General features: G+C 66.0%; 13 protein-coding genes and 1 pseudogene. 9 read left to right on the top strand and 5 right to left on the bottom strand.

Translation table 11 applies throughout. The features are described 5' to 3' along the window. The first annotated feature begins 151 nt into the window (after positions 1–151). Positions 152–391, top strand: a complete 240-nt coding sequence (locus ACFZCE_RS04130; protein WP_390936314.1) for a DUF1127 domain-containing protein — start codon at positions 152–154, stop codon at positions 389–391. A gap of 15 nt (positions 392–406) precedes the next feature. On the opposite strand, the gene ACFZCE_RS04125 is transcribed toward ACFZCE_RS04130, so the two are convergent. Together ACFZCE_RS04125 and ACFZCE_RS04120 are read right to left on the bottom strand one after the other, a co-directional pair. Continuing rightward, positions 407–1,708 carry an FAD-dependent oxidoreductase gene (locus tag ACFZCE_RS04125; RefSeq protein ID WP_390936312.1) on the bottom strand — a complete coding sequence of 434 codons (1,302 nt, stop codon included), beginning with the start codon at positions 1,706–1,708 and terminating at the stop codon, positions 407–409. Between the two features lie 72 nt (positions 1,709–1,780). Continuing rightward, complete coding sequence (locus ACFZCE_RS04120; RefSeq protein ID WP_390936310.1) at positions 1,781–2,269, bottom strand: Lrp/AsnC ligand binding domain-containing protein; 489 nt, start codon at positions 2,267–2,269, stop codon at positions 1,781–1,783. Positions 2,270–2,423: 154 nt separating this feature from the next. On the opposite strand from ACFZCE_RS04120, the gene dadA reads away from it, so the two are divergent. From dadA to ACFZCE_RS04100, 4 genes are all read left to right on the top strand, one after another. After that, on the top strand, positions 2,424–3,740 hold the full coding sequence (dadA, locus tag ACFZCE_RS04115; RefSeq protein WP_390936309.1) for a D-amino acid dehydrogenase: 1,317 nt from the start codon (positions 2,424–2,426) through the stop codon (positions 3,738–3,740). Positions 3,741–3,775: 35 nt separating this feature from the next. Further along, the gene (alr, locus tag ACFZCE_RS04110) at positions 3,776–4,846 is read left to right on the top strand and encodes an alanine racemase (protein ID WP_390936308.1); all 1,071 of its coding nucleotides are present in this window, start codon (positions 3,776–3,778) and stop codon (positions 4,844–4,846) included. 83 nt (positions 4,847–4,929) lie between these two features. Continuing rightward, a complete protein-coding gene (locus tag ACFZCE_RS04105) occupies positions 4,930–5,478 on the top strand; it encodes a cupin domain-containing protein (RefSeq protein ID WP_390936306.1) in 549 nt (182 codons plus the stop codon). Positions 5,479–5,608: 130 nt separating this feature from the next. After that, a complete protein-coding gene (locus ACFZCE_RS04100) occupies positions 5,609–7,471 on the top strand; it encodes an acetyl-CoA hydrolase/transferase C-terminal domain-containing protein (protein ID WP_390936454.1) in 1,863 nt (620 codons plus the stop codon). Positions 7,472–7,655: 184 nt separating this feature from the next. On the opposite strand, the gene ACFZCE_RS04095 is transcribed toward ACFZCE_RS04100, so the two are convergent. Both ACFZCE_RS04095 and rep read right to left on the bottom strand, forming a co-directional pair. Continuing rightward, entirely contained in the window at positions 7,656–8,228 is a 573-nt protein-coding gene (locus tag ACFZCE_RS04095) for a xanthine phosphoribosyltransferase (protein ID WP_390936305.1), read from the bottom strand. A gap of 15 nt (positions 8,229–8,243) precedes the next feature. Continuing rightward, the gene (gene rep, locus ACFZCE_RS04090; RefSeq protein WP_390936303.1) at positions 8,244–10,253 is read right to left on the bottom strand and encodes a DNA helicase Rep; all 2,010 of its coding nucleotides are present in this window, start codon (positions 10,251–10,253) and stop codon (positions 8,244–8,246) included. A 254-nt stretch (positions 10,254–10,507) separates the two neighbouring features. Here rep and ACFZCE_RS04085 point away from each other — a divergent pair, with 254 nt between their 5' ends. Beyond that, entirely contained in the window at positions 10,508–12,166 is a 1,659-nt protein-coding gene (locus ACFZCE_RS04085) for an EAL domain-containing protein (RefSeq protein WP_390936302.1), read from the top strand. On the opposite strand, the gene ACFZCE_RS04080 is transcribed toward ACFZCE_RS04085, so the two are convergent. Next, positions 12,096–13,502: a NorM family multidrug efflux MATE transporter gene (locus ACFZCE_RS04080; RefSeq protein WP_390936300.1), complete on the bottom strand. Its 1,407-nt coding sequence runs from the start codon at positions 13,500–13,502 to the stop codon at positions 12,096–12,098. The genes ACFZCE_RS04085 and ACFZCE_RS04080 overlap by 71 nt on opposite strands. A gap of 133 nt (positions 13,503–13,635) precedes the next feature. Here ACFZCE_RS04080 and ACFZCE_RS04075 point away from each other — a divergent pair, with 133 nt between their 5' ends. From ACFZCE_RS04075 to ACFZCE_RS04065, 3 genes and pseudogenes are all read left to right on the top strand, one after another. Beyond that, complete coding sequence (locus ACFZCE_RS04075; protein ID WP_390936298.1) at positions 13,636–14,556, top strand: LysR substrate-binding domain-containing protein; 921 nt, start codon at positions 13,636–13,638, stop codon at positions 14,554–14,556. Between the two features lie 279 nt (positions 14,557–14,835). Next, positions 14,836–15,813 (top strand): annotated as a pseudogene (locus ACFZCE_RS04070) (Cache 3/Cache 2 fusion domain-containing protein); the annotation flags it as partial. Beyond that, positions 15,811–16,680: a methyl-accepting chemotaxis protein gene (locus tag ACFZCE_RS04065; RefSeq protein ID WP_390936452.1), complete on the top strand. Its 870-nt coding sequence runs from the start codon at positions 15,811–15,813 to the stop codon at positions 16,678–16,680. The pseudogene ACFZCE_RS04070 and the gene ACFZCE_RS04065, both read left to right, overlap by 3 nt. Positions 16,681–16,686 lie beyond the last annotated feature (6 nt).

Here is a 16,686-nt window from a genome sequence, read left to right as displayed (position 1 = left end):
AGGCTCCCATACAGATGAGGCATTTTTTGACCATACAGGCGGCGCGAGGCGGCATCTGTATGGTGAATATCCCGTCTGGGTGAGTCTGTATCAAATTGTTTAAAAAAACCATGATTGCTTTCCATACAGATCAGCGTTGGAGGGAAGCACCATGGCCCAGGTAGGCGAGTTGCACGCAAGGCTGCACAACCAGGAACTGGCGCGGCCGCGCGTTCAGGTGGTAACCCCGGCCGCCGAAGGCCCGCCCGGGCTGAGCTGGCTGGGCCGCTGGGTGCACCGCTGGCGCACCCGGCAACAATTGCTGCAGCTGGGGCCGGAGCAGCTCAAGGACCTGGGCCTGAGCCGCGCCGATGCGGTGGGTGAGGGGGGTAAGCCGTTTTGGCGGGAGTGAGGGCCGGTAAAAAACCTAGCCCAACGCCTTGAACCGATGCCACAGCATCCCAAGCGCCAGTAATGGCGAGCGCAGGTAGCGGCCCCCTGGGAAGGTGATGTGCGGCACCTTGGCGAACAGGTCGAAGCCCCCACCGGCCTGGCCGGCGATGGCTTCGGCCACCAGCCTTGCCGCCAGGTGGGTGGCGTTCAGGCCGTGGCCGGCGTAGGCCTGGGCGTAATACACGTTGCTGTGCTTGCCCAGCCGGCCGATCTGCGGCAGCCGGTTGGCGCCGATGCCAATCATCCCAGCCCAGTGGAAGCCGATCGCCACGCCCGCCAGTTGCGGGAACACCTGCAGCATCTTCGGCCGCATGTAGGCGGCGATGTCTTTCGGGTCACGCCCGGAGTAGTGGCAGGCGCCGCCGAACAGCAGGCGGTGGTCGGCCGAGAGGCGGAAGTAATCGACGATCAGCTTCTGGTCGCACATCGCCGTGTTCTGCGGCAACAGCGCTTGGGCGCGTTCGGCCCCCAGCGGCTCGGTGGCGATGATGTAGCTGCCGGCCGGCAGCACCTTGCCCGCCAGGTGCGGCTCCAGGTCGCCCAGGTAGGCGTTGCAGGCCACCACCAGGTGCTGGGCGGCGACCACGCCGGCGGCGGTGTGCACGCGCACGCTGGCGCCGTGCTCGATGCGCGTGACCATCGACTGCTCGAACAACCGCACCCCCAACTGGCTGGCGGCGTTGGCCTCGCCCAAGGCCAGCTTGAGTGGGTGCAGGTGGCCGGAGCCGCCGTCGAACAGTGCCCCGGCATAGGCATTGGAGGCAATCAAACCCGGCAACTCCTCGGGCGGCACCAGGCGCATGTCCTGCTCGTAGCCCAACTGGCGCAGGCCGCACAGTTCGCCGGCGAAGGCGTCGTACTCCTGGGCGCGGTTGGCCAGGTCGCAATAGCCCCACACCAGGTCGCAGTCGATGGCGTAGCGCTGGATGCGCTGGCGCACGATGCCCACGGCCTCGAGGCCCATGCGCTGGAGTTCGGTCACGCCCTCTTTACCCAGCACGCCTTCGAACTGCTCCAGCTCATGGCCCACGCCGCGGATCAACTGGCCGCCGTTGCGGCCGCTGGCGCCCCAGCCGATGCGCCGGCCCTCGAGCAACACCACCCGCAGGCCACGCTCGGCCAGCTCGATGGCGGTGTTCAAACCGGTGAAGCCGCCGCCGATGATGCACACATCGGCCTGTTCCTCACCTTGCAGCGTGGGGTACTGGGGCAGGGGGCCGGCACTGGCGGCGTAATAAGAGGCTGCGTGCGAGTTCGCCGCGAGCGGGGCGCTCATGGGTACATCCTGTAGGTGTTTGTAAAATTTAACGGAGCTTAAGCGCGCGGCCTGCCACGGGGCAACCCGTGATCAGTCCGGAACCGGCAGGTTAAGGCTTTCCTTGACCTCTTCCATGACGATGTAGCTCTTCGATTCCCGCACATGGGGCAGCTTCAGGAGGATGTCGCCCAGCAGCTTGCGGTACGACGCCATCTCGGAAATCCGCGCCTTCACCAGGTAATCGAAGTCGCCCGAGACCAGGTGGCACTCCAGCACATGGGGCAGCTTGAGCACCGCGCGGCGGAAGTCTTCGAAAGTGTCACCAGATTTGTAGTCGAGGCTGATCTCGACGAACACCAACAGGCTACCCTTGAGGTGCTGCGGGTTGAGCCGGGCGTAGTAGCCCATGATGATGCCCTCGCGCTCGAGCCGGCGAACCCGCTCGGTGCAGGGGGTGGTCGACAGGCCGACCTTCTCGCCCAGCTCGGTGAACGACAACCGACCATCGGCCTGCAACAGGCGCAAGATGTTGCGGTCGATCTTATCGAGTTCCCGTTTGCTCTGATGCTGGGTTCTCATAGGCGATGCCCCTCCGAAAAAGCCATTTTGGCCGAGAATTATCGCCAAATATAGCTGCTTATATAGTGAATAGCACTGCGCTGCGCTTTTTATACTGCCGCCATCGAATGGGTTATCAGACTTTTCCGCACGCCAGGCCGTGCAAGGGGTGAGTATGCGTGTGCTGGTATTGGGCAGTGGTGTGATTGGCACCACCAGTGCGTATTATCTGGCCCGCCAGGGCTACGAAGTGGTGGTGGTCGACCGCCAGGACGGTGTGGCCATGGAAACCAGCTTCGCCAACGCCGGCCAGGTGTCGCCAGGCTACGCCTCGCCCTGGGCCGCCCCGGGCATCCCGCTCAAGGCCATGAAGTGGTTGCTGCAGCGCCATGCGCCGTTGGCGATCAAGGCCACCGGCAGCCTCGACCAATACGTCTGGATGGCGCAGATGCTGCGCAACTGCACCGCCAGCCGCTACGCGGTGAACAAAGAGCGCATGGTGCGCTTGTCCGAATACAGCCGCGACTGCCTCGACGAGCTGCGCGCCGACACCGGCATCAGCTACGAAGGCCGCGCGCTGGGCACCACCCAGCTGTTCCGCACCCAGGAGCAGCTCGACAACGCCGCCAAGGACATCGCCGTGCTCGAGCGTGAGGGCGTGCCCTTCGAAGTGCTCGACCGCGCCGGCATCGCCCGCGTCGAGCCGGCCCTGGCCGCCACCGGCGACCTGCTCGCCGGCGCCCTGCGCCTGCCGAATGATCAAACCGGCGACTGCCAGATGTTCACCACCCGCCTGGCCGAACTGTGCCGCGGCCTGGGTGTGCAGTTCCGCTTCGGGCAAACCATCGAGCGCCTGGACTTCGCTGGCGATCGCATCAATGGCGTGGTCATCGACGGCAAGCTGGAAACCGCCGACCGCTACGTGCTGGCGCTGGGCAGCTACTCGCCACAGTTGCTCAAGCCGCTGGGCATCAAGGCGCCGGTGTACCCGCTCAAGGGCTACTCAATGACCATCCCGATCGTCGACGCCGCCATGGCGCCGGCCTCGACCATCCTCGATGAAACCTACAAGGTCGCCATCACCCGCTTCGACAACCGTATCCGCGTGGGCGGCATGGCCGAAATCGCCGGTTTCGACCTCAGCCTCAACCCGCGCCGCCGGGAAACGCTGGAGATGATCGTCAACGACCTTTATCCTCGCGGCGGGAACCTGCAGGAAGCGACCTTCTGGACCGGCCTGCGCCCGACCACCCCCGATGGCACGCCGATCGTCGGTGCCACGCCGTACCGCAACCTGTTCCTCAACACCGGCCACGGCACCCTCGGCTGGACGATGGCCTGTGGTTCCGGGCGGCTGCTGGCCGACCTGATCGCGCGCAAGGCGCCGCAGATCAGCGCCGAGGGCCTCGACATCTTCCGCTATGGCCAGCAACCGCGGCCGGCCGCGCAAGGTGAGGGCGGTAAAGCCCAGCCGTCGCACTCCCGTTCCTGAGCCCGTACCCGTAACCTGCGTTCAAGAAGATTTTCATGCGCCCAGCCCGTGCCCTGATCGACCTGCAAGCCCTGCGTGACAACTACCGCCTCGCCCGTGAACTGTCCTGCGCCCGCGCGTTGGCGGTGATCAAGGCCGACGCTTACGGCCACGGCGCGGTGCGTTGCGCCCAGGCCCTGCAACAAGACGCCGACGGTTTTGCCGTGGCCTGCATCGAAGAAGCGCTGGAGCTGCGCGCCGCCGGCATTCAGGGGCCGATCCTGCTGCTCGAGGGCTTCTTCGAGGCCAGCGAGCTGGCGCTGATCGTCGAGCACCGGCTGTGGACGGTGGTGCACTCGTTGTGGCAACTGGAGGCGATCGAACAGGCCAGCCTCGGCCGGCCGATCCAGGTGTGGCTCAAGCTCGACTCGGGCATGCACCGGGTGGGCCTGCCGCCACGCGATTACGCCGCTGCGTTCAACCGGCTGAAGGCCAGCGGCAAGGCCAGCGAGGTGGTGATGATGAGCCACTTCGCCCGCGCCGACGAACCCGGCAGCCCCGCCAGCCTTGACCAAGTGGCGGTGTTCAAGGCCGCCACCGAAGGCCTGCAGGCACCGGTGAGCCTGCGCAATTCGCCCGCGGTGCTGGGCTGGCCACAGGTGCCCAGCGACTGGGTGCGCCCGGGCATCATGCTCTACGGCGCCACGCCGTTCGACGCCCCCCAGGCCAATGCCGCGCAGCTCAAGCCGGTGATGAGCCTGGAGTCGAAGGTGATCTGCGTGCAACAGCTGGAGGCTGGCGAGCCGGTGGGCTACGGTGCTGCCTTCATAACCGACAAACCGATGCGCGTGGGCGTTGTGGCCATGGGCTACGCCGACGGTTACCCGCGCCACGCCCCCACCGGCACCCCGGTGATGGTCGCCGGCCAACGCAGCCGCCTGCTGGGCCGGGTGTCGATGGACATGCTCTGCATTGACCTCACCGATGTACCCGCCGCCCAGGTCGGCAGCCCGGTCGAGCTGTGGGGCCGCCAGGTGCTGGCCAGCGACGTGGCCAGCGCCGCTGGCACCATCCCCTACCAGATATTTTGTAACTTGCGCCGGGTGCCGCTCGTTTACCAGGGTTGAGCCGCCGCCGGGGTGCTTTGTTGTAAATACCGAACAGGGTTGCCATCATACCTGCTCGAACAACAACACCTCGGAGCCCCCCATTGGACGTCGGTGAACGCCTGCAAGCCATCCGCAAGCTCAAAGGCCTGTCCCAACGCGAGCTCGCCAAACGCGCCGGGGTGACCAACAGCACCATCTCGATGATCGAAAAAAACAGCGTTAGCCCTTCGATCAGCTCCTTGCGCAAGGTTTTGGGCGGCATTCCCATGTCGATGGTCGAGTTTTTCTCCGAAGAGCTCGAAACCCACAACACCGCCCAGATCGTCTACAAGGCCAACGAGCTGATCGACATCTCCGACGGCGCGGTGACCATGAAGCTGGTCGGCAAGGCCCACACCGGCCGGGCGATTTCCTTTTTGACCGAAACCTACCCGCCAGGGGCCGACACCGGCGCCGACATGCTCGCCCATGACGGCGAGGAAACCGGCATCCTCATCGAAGGCCGGCTGGAGTTGACCGTAGGGCTGGAAACCTTCGTGCTCGAGGTGGGCGACAGCTACTACTTCGAAAGCACCCGGCCGCACCGCTTCAGGAACCCCTTCGAGGCGCCAGCGCGGTTGATCAGCGCGGCGACGCCGGCGAATTTCTAAGCGCTGAACAACCACCCCCACCCCCGGTCCAACCTCCATCACCACCCCGAATGGAGCTCAGCCGGTGGAACGCTGCTCGATAGACCACGCGGTAGACGCAGTGCTGGAACGCCTGCCCAACCACATCCAGATGGGCCTGCCGCTGGGCCTGGGCAAGCCCAACCGCTTCGTTAACGCGCTGTATGCGCGCCTGAAAACCCTCCCCAGCCGCCAACTGACGATCTACACCGCCCTGGTGCTGGGCCGCCCGCCACTGGGCGACGGCCTGCACAAACGGTTTCTCGAACCCTTCGTTGAAGAGGTGTACGGCGATTACCCGGAGCTGGATTTTCTCGCCGACCTGCGCCGTAACGAACTGCCCGCCAACGTCGCGGTAGAGCAGTTTTTCATGCAGCCCGGGGCGCTGGTCGGCTGCGCCACCGCCCAGCAGAGCTACGTGAGCAGCAACTACAGCCACGCCGCGCGCGACATCGACGCCCGCGGGCTGAACCTGGTGGCGCAGTTGATCGCCGAGGCGCCCTCACGGCCCGGGCAGTTCAGCCTCAGTTGCAACCCGGACCTCACCCTCGACCTGCTGCCGCGCCTGGGCAAACGCCGCGCGGCGGGGGAAGCGGTGCTGGTGCTGGGCCAGGTGCACGAGCAACTGCCCTACATGCCCGGCTCGGCCGAAGTGGCGCACGAGCAGTTCGACCTGGTGATCGATGAGCCCGAGCGCAGCACGCTGTTTTCCACCCCGAACATGCCGGTGGGCAGCCAGGACCACTTCATCGGCCTGTACGCCAGCACCCTGGTGCGCGACGGCGGCACCTTGCAGATCGGCATCGGCGCTATGGGCGATGCCCTTACCGCGGCATTGTTGGCGCGCCAGGCGAATAACCATGCCTACTTGGCGTTGCTCGATGAGCTGGACCTCGCCCCAGCGCTGATCGCCCGTGAAGGCGGCACCGCGCCGTTCACCCAGGGCCTCTACGGCTGCAGTGAAATGTTCGTGAACGGCCTGCTGGTGCTGGCCGAAGCCGGCGTGTTGCGCCGCCGGGTGCACGCCGAGGCCGAGCATCAGGCGCGGGCCAATGCCGGCGAAAGCGTGCCCGGCGGGGTGCTGGTGCACGGTGGGTTCTTCCTCGGCCCGCGGCGCTTCTATGAGCGCCTGCGGGAGATGCCGCTGGAGGTGCGCGGGCAGTTCGACATGACCGCCATCAGCTTCATCAACGAGCTGTACGGCGATGAGCCGCTCAAACGCCTGCAGCGCCAGCACGCGCGGTTTTTCAACACGGCGGTGAAAGCCACGCTGCTGGGCGCGGCGGTGGCCGACCAACTGGAAGGCGGCCAGGTGCTCAGCGGCGTCGGTGGGCAGTACAACTTCGTGGTGCAAGGCCACGCGCTGGAGGGCGCGCGCTCGCTGCTGGCGCTGCGCAGCTGGCGCGAAAGCGGCGGGGCGGTGAGTTCGAACATCGTCTGGGAATACGGCCACTGCACCATCCCCCGGCATCTGCGGGACCTGGTCATCACCGAGTACGGCATCGCCGACCTGCGCGGCAAAACCGACGCCCAGGTGATCGAGGCGCTGGTGAACATCGCCGACTCACGCTTCCAGCCGGCGCTGATCGACCAAGCGCAAATGGCCGGCAAGCTGCCGCGTGATTTTCGCCTCGACCGGCGCTATGCCGAGAACACCCCGGAACGCTTGGAGGCGGTGCGCGCCCGCCATCCGCAGTTGTTTCCGGAGTACCCGCTGGGCAGTGACTTCACCACGGTGGAGCGGGACCTGCTACGGGCGCTGAACTGGCTGAAGAGCAAGTTCCACCTCACTGAGTTGCTCGACCTGGGCAAGGCCGCGTTGGATGCGCCGGAACCAAACCTGTACCCCGAACACCTGCAGCGCATGCAGTTGATGCAGGCCCATGGGTTGCGCGAGGAGTTGTACCAGCGGCTGCTGTTGGCGGCGTTGCAGGCAACGCGGCCGGCGGAGCCGTTGGTGTTTTTGACGCAGTGAGGGAAGGCCCGGAGGGAATCAATCTGTGAGCGCTGCTGATTTTGTGCATGAGCTTCAGGGCCCTTCGCCCGGCACAGCCGGAGTGCCGGACCACGGCCTCCCACCAGATCTGTGTAAGTACCTGAATTACGAGGCAGCATAGAACCCGTGGGAGGCCGGCTGTGCCGGGCGATGGGCCCCTCAATCACTCAATAAACTCAACCTTCCCCCCCGCCAAAGACCCCACCCGGGCCAGCGATTCCACCCGGTACCCCTGGGCATCCAGCTCGGCGCGGCCACTCTGGAACGACTTCTCGATCACGATCCCCAGCCCGGCGATGCTCGCGCCGGCCTGCTGGATGATCGAAATCAGCGCTTGCGCGGCGCGGCCGTTGGCCAGGAAGTCGTCGATGATCAGCACATGGTCATGGGCCGCCAGGTGGCGAGGCGACACCGCCACCTTGTTGCTCACCTGCTTGGTGAACGAATACACCTCGGCGGTGAGCAGGTTTTCCGTGAGGGTGAGTGAGGCGTGCTTGCGGGCGAAGATCACCGGCACGTTCATCTTCAGCCCGGCCATCACCGCCGGGGCAATGCCGGAGGCTTCGAGGGTGACGATCTTGGTCACGCCCTGGCCCTCGAAGCGGCGGGCGAACTCATCGCCGATGGCCTGCATCAGCGCCGGGTCGATCTGGTGGTTGAGGAAGGCATCGACCTTGAGCACCTGCTCGGAGAGCACGATGCCTTCTTCACGGATTTTTTCTTGCAGTGCGAGCACGGTAAGCCCTCGAATTCAGCGCTTGAGCATGGCACGGATGTCGGCCAGTGCGTTGTTGCCACGGGCCGCCTTGACCTCGACCGGGGCGTCTTCCTGGCCTTCCCAAGCGAGGTCGTCAGGCGGCAGTTCGTCTAGAAAACGGCTGGGCAGGCAGTCGATGATTTCACCGTACTGCTTGCGCTTGGCCGCGAAGGTGAACGCCAGGGTTTGCCGGGCGCGGGTGATGCCCACGTAGGCCAGGCGGCGTTCTTCCTCGATGGTGTCGGCTTCGATGCTGGAGCGGTGCGGGAGGATTTCTTCCTCCATGCCCATGATGAACACGTAGGGGAATTCCAGGCCCTTGGAGGCGTGCAGGGTCATCATCTGCACGCCGTCGGCGCCTTCTTCTTCCTCTTGCTGGCGTTCGAGCATGTCGCGCAACACCAGCTTGCCGATGGCGTCCTCGATGGTCATCTCGCCGTCTTCGTCTTTCTCCAGGGTGTTCTTCAGCGCCTCGATCAGGAACCACACGTTGCTGATGCGGTACTCGGCGGCCTTGTCGCTGGAGCTGTTCTGGCGAATCCAGTTTTCGTAGTCGATGTCCATCACCATGCTGCGCAGGGCCTGGATCGGCTCGCTGGTGGCCACCTGTTGGCGCACGTTGTCCATCCAGCGCTTGAAGCGCTGCAGGCGGTCGACGAAGCGCGCATCGAGGTGCTGGGCCAGGCCGAGTTCATCGCAGGCGCCGTACATCGACACTTCTCGCTCGGTGGCGTAGTTGCCGAGTTTCTCGAGGGTGGCCGAGCCGATCTCCCGGCGCGGCACGTTGATCACCCGCAGGAAGGCGTTGTCGTCGTCCGGGTTGACCAGCAGGCGCAGGTAGCTCATCAGGTCTTTGACTTCCTGCCGAGCAAAGAAGCTGGTGCCGCCGCTGAGCCGGTAGGGCACCTGGTGGTGCTGCAGCTTGAGCTCGATCAGCTTGGCCTGGTAGTTGCCGCGGTAGAGGATGGCGAAATCCTTGTACGGGCGCTCGGTACGCAGGTGCAAGGTGAGGATTTCCATCGCCACCCGCTCGGCTTCGGCTTCTTCGTTGCGGCAGCGGATCACACGGATTTCATCGCCGTGGCCCATCTCGCTCCACAGTTGTTTTTCGAACGCGTGGGGGTTATTGGCGATCAGCGTGTTGGCGCAGCGCAGGATGCGGCTGGTCGAGCGGTAGTTCTGCTCGAGCATCACCACCTTGAGCGAGGGGTAGTCGTCTTTGAGCAGCATGAGGTTTTCAGGCCGCGCACCGCGCCAGGCGTAGATCGACTGGTCGTCGTCGCCGACCACGGTGAACTGGTGGCGCATGCCGATCAGCAGCTTGACCAACAGGTACTGGCTGGCGTTGGTGTCTTGGTATTCGTCTACCAGCAGGTAGCGCACGCGGTTCTGCCAGCGTTCGAGCACGTCGGCGTGTTCCTGGAACAGCTTCACCGGCTGCAGGATCAGGTCGTCGAAATCCACTGCGTTGAACGCGCGCAAGGTGCGCTGGTAGTGCGCGTAAACGATCGCCGCGGTTTGCTCGCGTGGGTTGCGCGCTTCGGCCAGGGCCTGCTCAGGGAGGATCAGGTCGTTCTTCCAGGTGCCGATCATGTGCTTGATCTCGTCGGCCCCGTCGTCGCCCGAGTACTCCTTCTGCATGATGTCGGTCAGCAGGCTTTTGATGTCGGACTCATCGAAGATCGAAAACCCCGGCTTGTAGCCCAGCCGCGCGTGTTCCTTGCGGATGATGTTCAGGCCCAGGTTGTGGAAGGTGCAGACCGTCAGCCCGCGCCCCTCGCCGCCACGCAGCAGGGTGCCGACGCGCTCTTTCATCTCGCGCGCGGCCTTGTTGGTGAAGGTCATGGCCACGATGTACTGGGCGCGGATGCCACACTGCTGGATCAAATGGGCGATCTTGCGGGTGATCACGCTGGTTTTGCCGGAGCCTGCGCCGGCCAGTACCAGCAGCGGGCCGCCGACGTAGTTCACGGCTTCCTGCTGCCGGGGGTTGAGTCGCGACATGGGGGATTCTGACCAGTAAAAAGGCCGCGCATTTTAACAGGGTCCGGGCCGCTTGCCGCGCCCACCTGACGTAGCGCAAAAGATCGTGTAACAAAATTTGCCCGTTTTGTTACTTTGCCTCAGGATGCGAGCGGAAGTTTTTCATTCGGTTAGAAATTTTCTTTTCAGCCGCTATCGAAAATCATTATCATTCAAGCGTTTTCGCCTGGGCCCGGGACCCTCTACCCGCCAGTACTGAATGCTAAGGAGCTTGCGTGGCTACGCCGCTAGAACCTACCCGCCTGTTGTTGTTGGCCGAGCAGGCGGTCTGGGCTGCAACGTTGCATGAGTGCCTGGCGCCTTTGGGCGACGCTTTTGTGTTGATCAGCGCCCCGAACTGGGCGGTGGTCAGCAGCCTGTTCGAACACGATCGCCAGGCGGTGCTGCTGACCACCCCCGGCTTGCAGCCGGCAGACCTCAACTGCCAGATGGCCCAGGTGCTGCTGCTCGAAGACGAACCCGCCGAGCCGCCGCAGGGCGCCAGCGACTGGTTGGTGCGCAGTACCCTTAGCCCCGACACCCTGCGCCGCTGCCTGCGCCATGTGCGCGAGCGCGCCTCGCTCGAAAGCACCCTGCAGCGCCTGGCCGAAGAAGACCCGCTCACCGGCATCGCCAACCGCCAGGGCTTTCAAACCCTGCTTGCCGGGCGCCTGGCCAGCACCGAAGGCCGCGGCCTGGCGCTGGGCCACCTCGACCTCGACAACTTCCGCCACGCCAACGACTCGCTCGGCCACCAGGCCGGCGACCGCTTGATCCTGCAAGTGGTGGCGCGGCTCAAGGCGCAGTTGGAGCCCGGTGACCACCTGGCGCGGCTGGGCAGTGACGAATTCGCCCTGCTGCTCGACACCCGCGGCGACCCTGAGCGCGCCGAGCGCCTGGCCGAGCGGATCGTCGAGGCCATGGGCGAGCCGTACTGGATCGACGGCGAAAGCCTGTTGATCGGCTGCAGCCTGGGCGTGGCCCACGGCCGCGCCAAGGCCGGCGCGGACCCGCTGATGTGGCACGCGCACATCGCCATGCAGCAGGCCAAGGGCATCCAGGGCTGCACGTACCATGTGTTCAACGAGCGCATCAATCGCAACGCGCGCAGCCTGGCCGACCTCGAAAGCGAGCTGCGCCGGGCGCTGCGCCGCGATGAACTGGAACTGCACTACCAGCCGCGCCTGCACCTGTGCACCGGCGAAGTGGTCGGCCTCGAGGCCCTGGTGCGCTGGCGCCATGCCGAGCGCGGCCTGCTGCCGCCGAGCGAGTTCGTGCCGCTGGCCGAGCAAAGCGGGCTGATCGTGCCGCTGGGCTACTGGGTGATCTCGCGCGCCCTGCAAGACATGCAAAACCTCACCGCCGCCGGCCTGGCGCCGCTGCACATGGCGGTCAACCTGTCGTTCCGCCAGTTCCAGGACAGCCAGCTGTTGTCTACCCTCAGCCGGCTGATCAAAGAGCGCGGCATCGATGCCAGCTGGCTGGAGTTCGAACTCACCGAAACCGCGGTGATGCGCCGCAACGACCTGGTGCGCCACACCATGGACGTGCTCGGCCAGTTGGGTGTGCGCTTCTCCCTGGATGATTTCGGCACCGGGTTTTCATCGTTCGTGCACCTCAACAGCCTGCCGATCGCTTTGCTGAAGATCGACAAAAGCTTTGTCGCTGGCATGGACGACCGCGAAGAAAACCGCCAACTGGTGCATGCGATGGTCAACCTGGCCCATAACCTGCACTTGGAAGTGGTCGCCGAAGGCGTCGAAACCCAGGCGCAGATGGACCAACTGCGTGGCTTTGGCTGCGACCAGGTGCAGGGCTACCTGATCAGCAGGCCGTTGCCGATGGCGGCGTTGCTGGGGTTTTTGCAGCAGCGCCAGCACGCCGCAACCGGTTGACCCGCCACTCGAAGCCCAGCGTCAAGGTGCTGGCCGCGCAGGCCAGCCCGGCGGCCAAGCCCCACCACACCCCCAGCGGGCCCCAGCCGGCCTGGAAGGCCAGCACCCAGGCGATCGGCGCGCCGATCAGCCAGTAGCAGCCCAGGCCGATCAGGAAGGTCAGGCGGCTGTCTTTCAAACCGCGGATCGCGCCCATGGCGATGGTCTGGGTGCCGTCGAACAGCTCGAACCAGGCAGCCACCGCCAGCAGTTGCACGGCCAGGGTGAACACCGGGGTGAAGGCGGGGTCATGGGCGTTGATGAACAGCCCGATCACCGCCTCTGGCGCGGCCCAGAACAACAGCGAAAAACACAGCATCACCAGCGCGCCGAAGCCGATGCCGACCCGCCCGGCGCGGCGCGCTTGGCGCAGGTCGCCGGCGCCGTGATGGCGGCTGACCCGCAGCGTGACCGCGTAGCTGAGCCCCACTGGCACCATGAACGCCACCGACACCACCTGCAGGGCGATCTGGTGCGCCGCCAACTGGGTGCTGCCCATGGTGCCCATGCACAGCGCGGCGAAGGCGAACAGGCCGATTTCCACCGCGTAGGTGCCGCCGATCGGCAGGCCCAACCGCCACAGCTCGGCCAGGCTGGCCCAGTCTGGCCGGCCGAGCCCGGCGCGCAGCGGGTAGGCGTGGTAGGCCTGGGCGGCACCGATGTACAGCGCCAGGGTGGCCGCCATGCCGGTGGACACCACCGCGGTGACCAGCCCGATGCCTTTCAGGCCCAAATGCGGCAGGCCGAACCAGCCGTCGATCAGCGCCAGGTTCAGTACCGCGTTAGCCCCCGCTGCCAGCAGGCTGATGACCATCACCGGCCCGGCCTTGCCCACCGCGCTGGTAAAACCGCGCAAGGCCATGAAGGTCATCGCGCCGGGCAGGGCCAGCGGCAGCATGAGCAAAAATTGTTCAGCGAAGGCCACGTTCTCGGCCGTTTGGCCCAGCCGCAGCAGCAACGGGCCGAGGTTCCACAGCAGCACCGCGCCCACCACCCCGAGCATCCAGCCCAGCCACAACCCGGCCCGCGCCAGGCGCGCGGCGCCGGCATCGTCGGCGGCGCCATGGCGGTTGGCGACCAGGGTGCCGACCGCGGCGATCACGCCGAAGCAGAAGATCGACACGAAGGTGTAGCACGCCGCGCCCAGGCCGCCGCCGGCCAGCGCCTGCGGGCTGAGCCGGGCCATCATCAGTGTGTCTGTGAGCACCATCAGCATGTGCGCCAGTTGCGAGGCGATCAGCGGCCCGGCCAGGCGCAGCAGGGCGAGGAGTTCGGTGCGGGTCTTGGAGGCGGCCATGGTCGTGGTTTCTGATCAACTGGGCAGGGCTGGGAGGAAGGCAGTGTGCGCCTTGCCAAGCCCCCGCACAAAAGGATAATAGCGATGCATGGCATGAGTATTAATCATGCATGCGCCACCCCGGGAGCCGCCGATGCCACGCCATTTACCGCCGTTGTATGCACTGCGCGCCTTTGAAGCTGCCGCCCGGCACAGCTCGTTCACCCGTGCCGCCGAGGAGCTGGCGATCACCCAGAGCGCGGTCAGCCGGCACATCCGCACGCTGGAAACCTTCTTCGCCTGCCGGCTGTTCCTGCGCAGCGGCCGCCAGCTGCGCCTGACCGAAGCGGCGCGCACGCTACTGCCGGGCGTGCGCGATGGCTTCGGTTCGCTGGAGCGGGCCTGCGCGGTGTTGCTCGGCGAGCACGGCGAGCTGCGCATGAAGGCCCCGCCCACCCTGACCATGCGCTGGCTGTTGGCGCGGCTCAGCCGCTTCCGCCAACTGCAGAGCGGCAACGAGGTGCAGCTCACCAGCGCCTGGATGGACATCGACCATGTGGACTTCCACGACGAGCCGTTCGATTGCGCGGTGCTGCTCTCCACCGGGCACTTCCCGGCGGACTGGGAAGCCACCCCGCTGTTCCCGGAGCTGTTGATCCCGGTGGGCGCCCCGGCGCTGGCCGAGCAACCGCCGTGGGGCGCGGCGCAATTGGCCAGCGTCGAGCTGCTGCACCCCACCCCGGACCGCCGCGACTGGCGCCACTGGCTCAAGCGCATGGGCCTGACCGAGCAGGTGCCGCTGCAGGGCGGGCAGGTGTTCGATACGCTCGAAATGGGTATGATCGCCGCCGCGCGAGGCTATGGGGTGTCGATCGGCGACCTGATGATGGTCACCGAAGACGTCGCCCAAGGGCGCCTGGCGCTGCCCTGGCCGACCGCCGTGGCCAGCGGCGAAACCTACTACCTGGTATGGCCGCGCACCCGCCCGGGAAGTGAGCGGTTGCAGCGCCTCAGTGAATTTTTGCAACAAGAAGTTGCCGCCACCGTGTTGCCGGAGGTGAACATCCTCCAGTAGTGGCAATCTAATGCCGCAGGGCGCGACTCAGGTATTGCCGAGCGCGGCCGACACACCCTTTGCAGCCTTGTGCGCTACACCTATTTTTTACCGTATACCAGACCGGCCCCGAGGCCGGCATCTGGACAGGAGCCCGTTCCCGTGACTCAGCCCCGAGCTCGCATCGCCTCACAGCTGGGCCTTGCCTTGGCCGCCATTCTGATCGTGGTGATCAGCCTTAGTACTGCCCTTGCCCTGCGTTCGCTGAACAGCGCCAACCTCGCCACCCGTGAAGACCACATGGCCAGCGAGGCGCGGCTGCTCGCCGACCAGCTCGACACCTTTCAGAACACCCTGCGCATCAGCACCCAGCGCCTCAGCGGGCTGTTTGAATCGCGCTTCGCCGCCGGCCTTGCGCTGCAGCCGGAACAGCCTGTAGCCGTGGCCGGGGTGAATACTCCGGGCCTGCTGCTCGGCGAGGCGCTGCTCAACAACGACACCCGCGAGGTCGATGACTTTCGCAAGATGACCGAAGGCGTGGCCACGGTGTTCGTGCGCAGCGGCGATGAGTTCGTGCGCATTAGCACCTCGCTGACCAAACAGGATGGCAGCCGCGCCATCGGCACCCAGCTCGACCACGCCCACCCGGCCTACCAGCGCCTGCTTGGCGGGCAGAGCTATGTGGGCGCCGCGGTGCTGTTCGGGCGCAACTACATGACCCAGTACACCCCCGTGCGCGACGCCCGCGGCCAGGTGATCGCGGTGCTGTTCGTGGGCTTTGACTACACCGAGGCGCAGGCCGCGCAGTTTGCCAAGCTGCGGCAGTTCCGCATCGGCACCAGTGGCTCGCTGGCGCTGCTCGACGCGCAGAACCACTGGCTGGTGCCGCCGTTCGGGGTCAAGGCCGCGGACCAGGCGGTGGAGGCCATTCAGCCGGCCCTGGCGGCGGCCGATGGCGGCTTCTGGAACGACGGCAGCCAGGTGTTCTACTCGCTGGCCGTGCCGTTTGCCCAAGGGCCGTGGCGGGTGGTGGCGAGCATGCCCGAGGCAGAAATGACCGACGTGACCTGGGCCGTGGGCACGCGCCTGGTGATCGGCAGCCTGGTGGCGACGTTGATCGCCGTGGGCATGGCCATGTGGCTGCTGCGCCGGCGCCTGGCGCCGCTGGCTGGCCTGGTGGCGCAAGCACAAGCCCTGGGCGCCGGGGACCTCAGCGCGCGCTCGCGCACCCACGGCAACGATGAGATCGCCCAACTGGGCAACGCCTTCAACCAGATGGGCGAGGCCCTGGCCGGGATGGTCCAGCATATTCGCGACGCCGCCGAGCAGGTGAACCACCGCGCCGGCGCCCTCAACGGGCTTTCCGGGGGCGCTTACGCCGGCATGGAGCAGCAATCCGGCGAGATCACCAGCATGGCCGGCGCCGTTGAAGAATTCAGCGCCACCTCCCAGCACATCGCCGACAACATGCTCAGCACCGAGCGCATGGCCCGCGACAACATGCAGCACACCCAAGTGGGCCGCGCGTCGATGGACCAAGCCTCCAGCTCCCTCGAGCAGATCGCCGCGGCCCTGGGCGAAACCGCCAAGGTGATCGACGCCCTTGGCCAGCGCTCCCAGGAGATCGGCGGTATCGTCAGCGTGATCACCTCGATCGCCGAGCAAACCAACCTGCTGGCGCTCAACGCGGCGATCGAAGCGGCCCGTGCCGGCGAGCAGGGCCGCGGCTTTGCCGTGGTCGCCGACGAGGTGCGCAGCCTGGCCTCGCGCACCCGCCAGGCCACCGATGAAATCTCCCAGATGATCGACAACATCCAGCAGCAGAGCGCGCAAGCGGTGCAAACGATGGAACAGGGCAATTCATTGATGCGCGAGGGGCTGGAGCGCAACGCCAAGGTGGCGGCGGCGTTGTCGAACATCGACCAGCAAAGCCGCGCGGCAGGGGAGCAATTCGCAAGCATTGCCACCGCTACCCAGCAGCAGAGCGCCACCGCCACGGTGCTCAGCGGCAACCTGCAAAGCATCGCCCAGGTCAACAGCGAGCAGCGCGAGGTGGTCAGTGAGCTGGCCGTGACGGCGCAAGAGTTGGAGAGCCTGGCGCAGGGCCTGCGCCAGGAAGTGGAGCGGTTCCGGGTACGGCACTGAGCCGCG

The sequence above is a fragment of the Pseudomonas sp. NPDC007930 genome, assembly GCF_042958985.1.
Classification (GTDB): Bacteria; Pseudomonadota; Gammaproteobacteria; order Pseudomonadales; family Pseudomonadaceae; genus Aquipseudomonas.
Note: the sequence above shows the minus strand (reverse complement) of the source record. Positions and strands in the feature narration are given on the sequence as shown.

Coding starts and splice junctions, on each gene's coding strand:
- alr (WP_390936308.1), top strand. CDS start 3,776: ATGCGCCCAGCCCGTGCCCTGATCGACCTGCAAGCCCTGCGTGACAAC.
- ACFZCE_RS04120 (WP_390936310.1), bottom strand. CDS start 2,269: ATGAGAACCCAGCATCAGAGCAAACGGGAACTCGATAAGATCGACCGC.
- ACFZCE_RS04100 (WP_390936454.1), top strand. CDS start 5,609: ATGGGCCTGCCGCTGGGCCTGGGCAAGCCCAACCGCTTCGTTAACGCG.
- ACFZCE_RS04080 (WP_390936300.1), bottom strand. CDS start 13,502: ATGGCCGCCTCCAAGACCCGCACCGAACTCCTCGCCCTGCTGCGCCTG.
- ACFZCE_RS04075 (WP_390936298.1), top strand. CDS start 13,636: ATGCCACGCCATTTACCGCCGTTGTATGCACTGCGCGCCTTTGAAGCT.
- rep (WP_390936303.1), bottom strand. CDS start 10,253: ATGTCGCGACTCAACCCCCGGCAGCAGGAAGCCGTGAACTACGTCGGC.
- ACFZCE_RS04065 (WP_390936452.1), top strand. CDS start 15,811: ATGGGCGAGGCCCTGGCCGGGATGGTCCAGCATATTCGCGACGCCGCC.
- dadA (WP_390936309.1), top strand. CDS start 2,424: ATGCGTGTGCTGGTATTGGGCAGTGGTGTGATTGGCACCACCAGTGCG.
- ACFZCE_RS04125 (WP_390936312.1), bottom strand. CDS start 1,708: ATGAGCGCCCCGCTCGCGGCGAACTCGCACGCAGCCTCTTATTACGCC.
- ACFZCE_RS04130 (WP_390936314.1), top strand. CDS start 152: ATGGCCCAGGTAGGCGAGTTGCACGCAAGGCTGCACAACCAGGAACTG.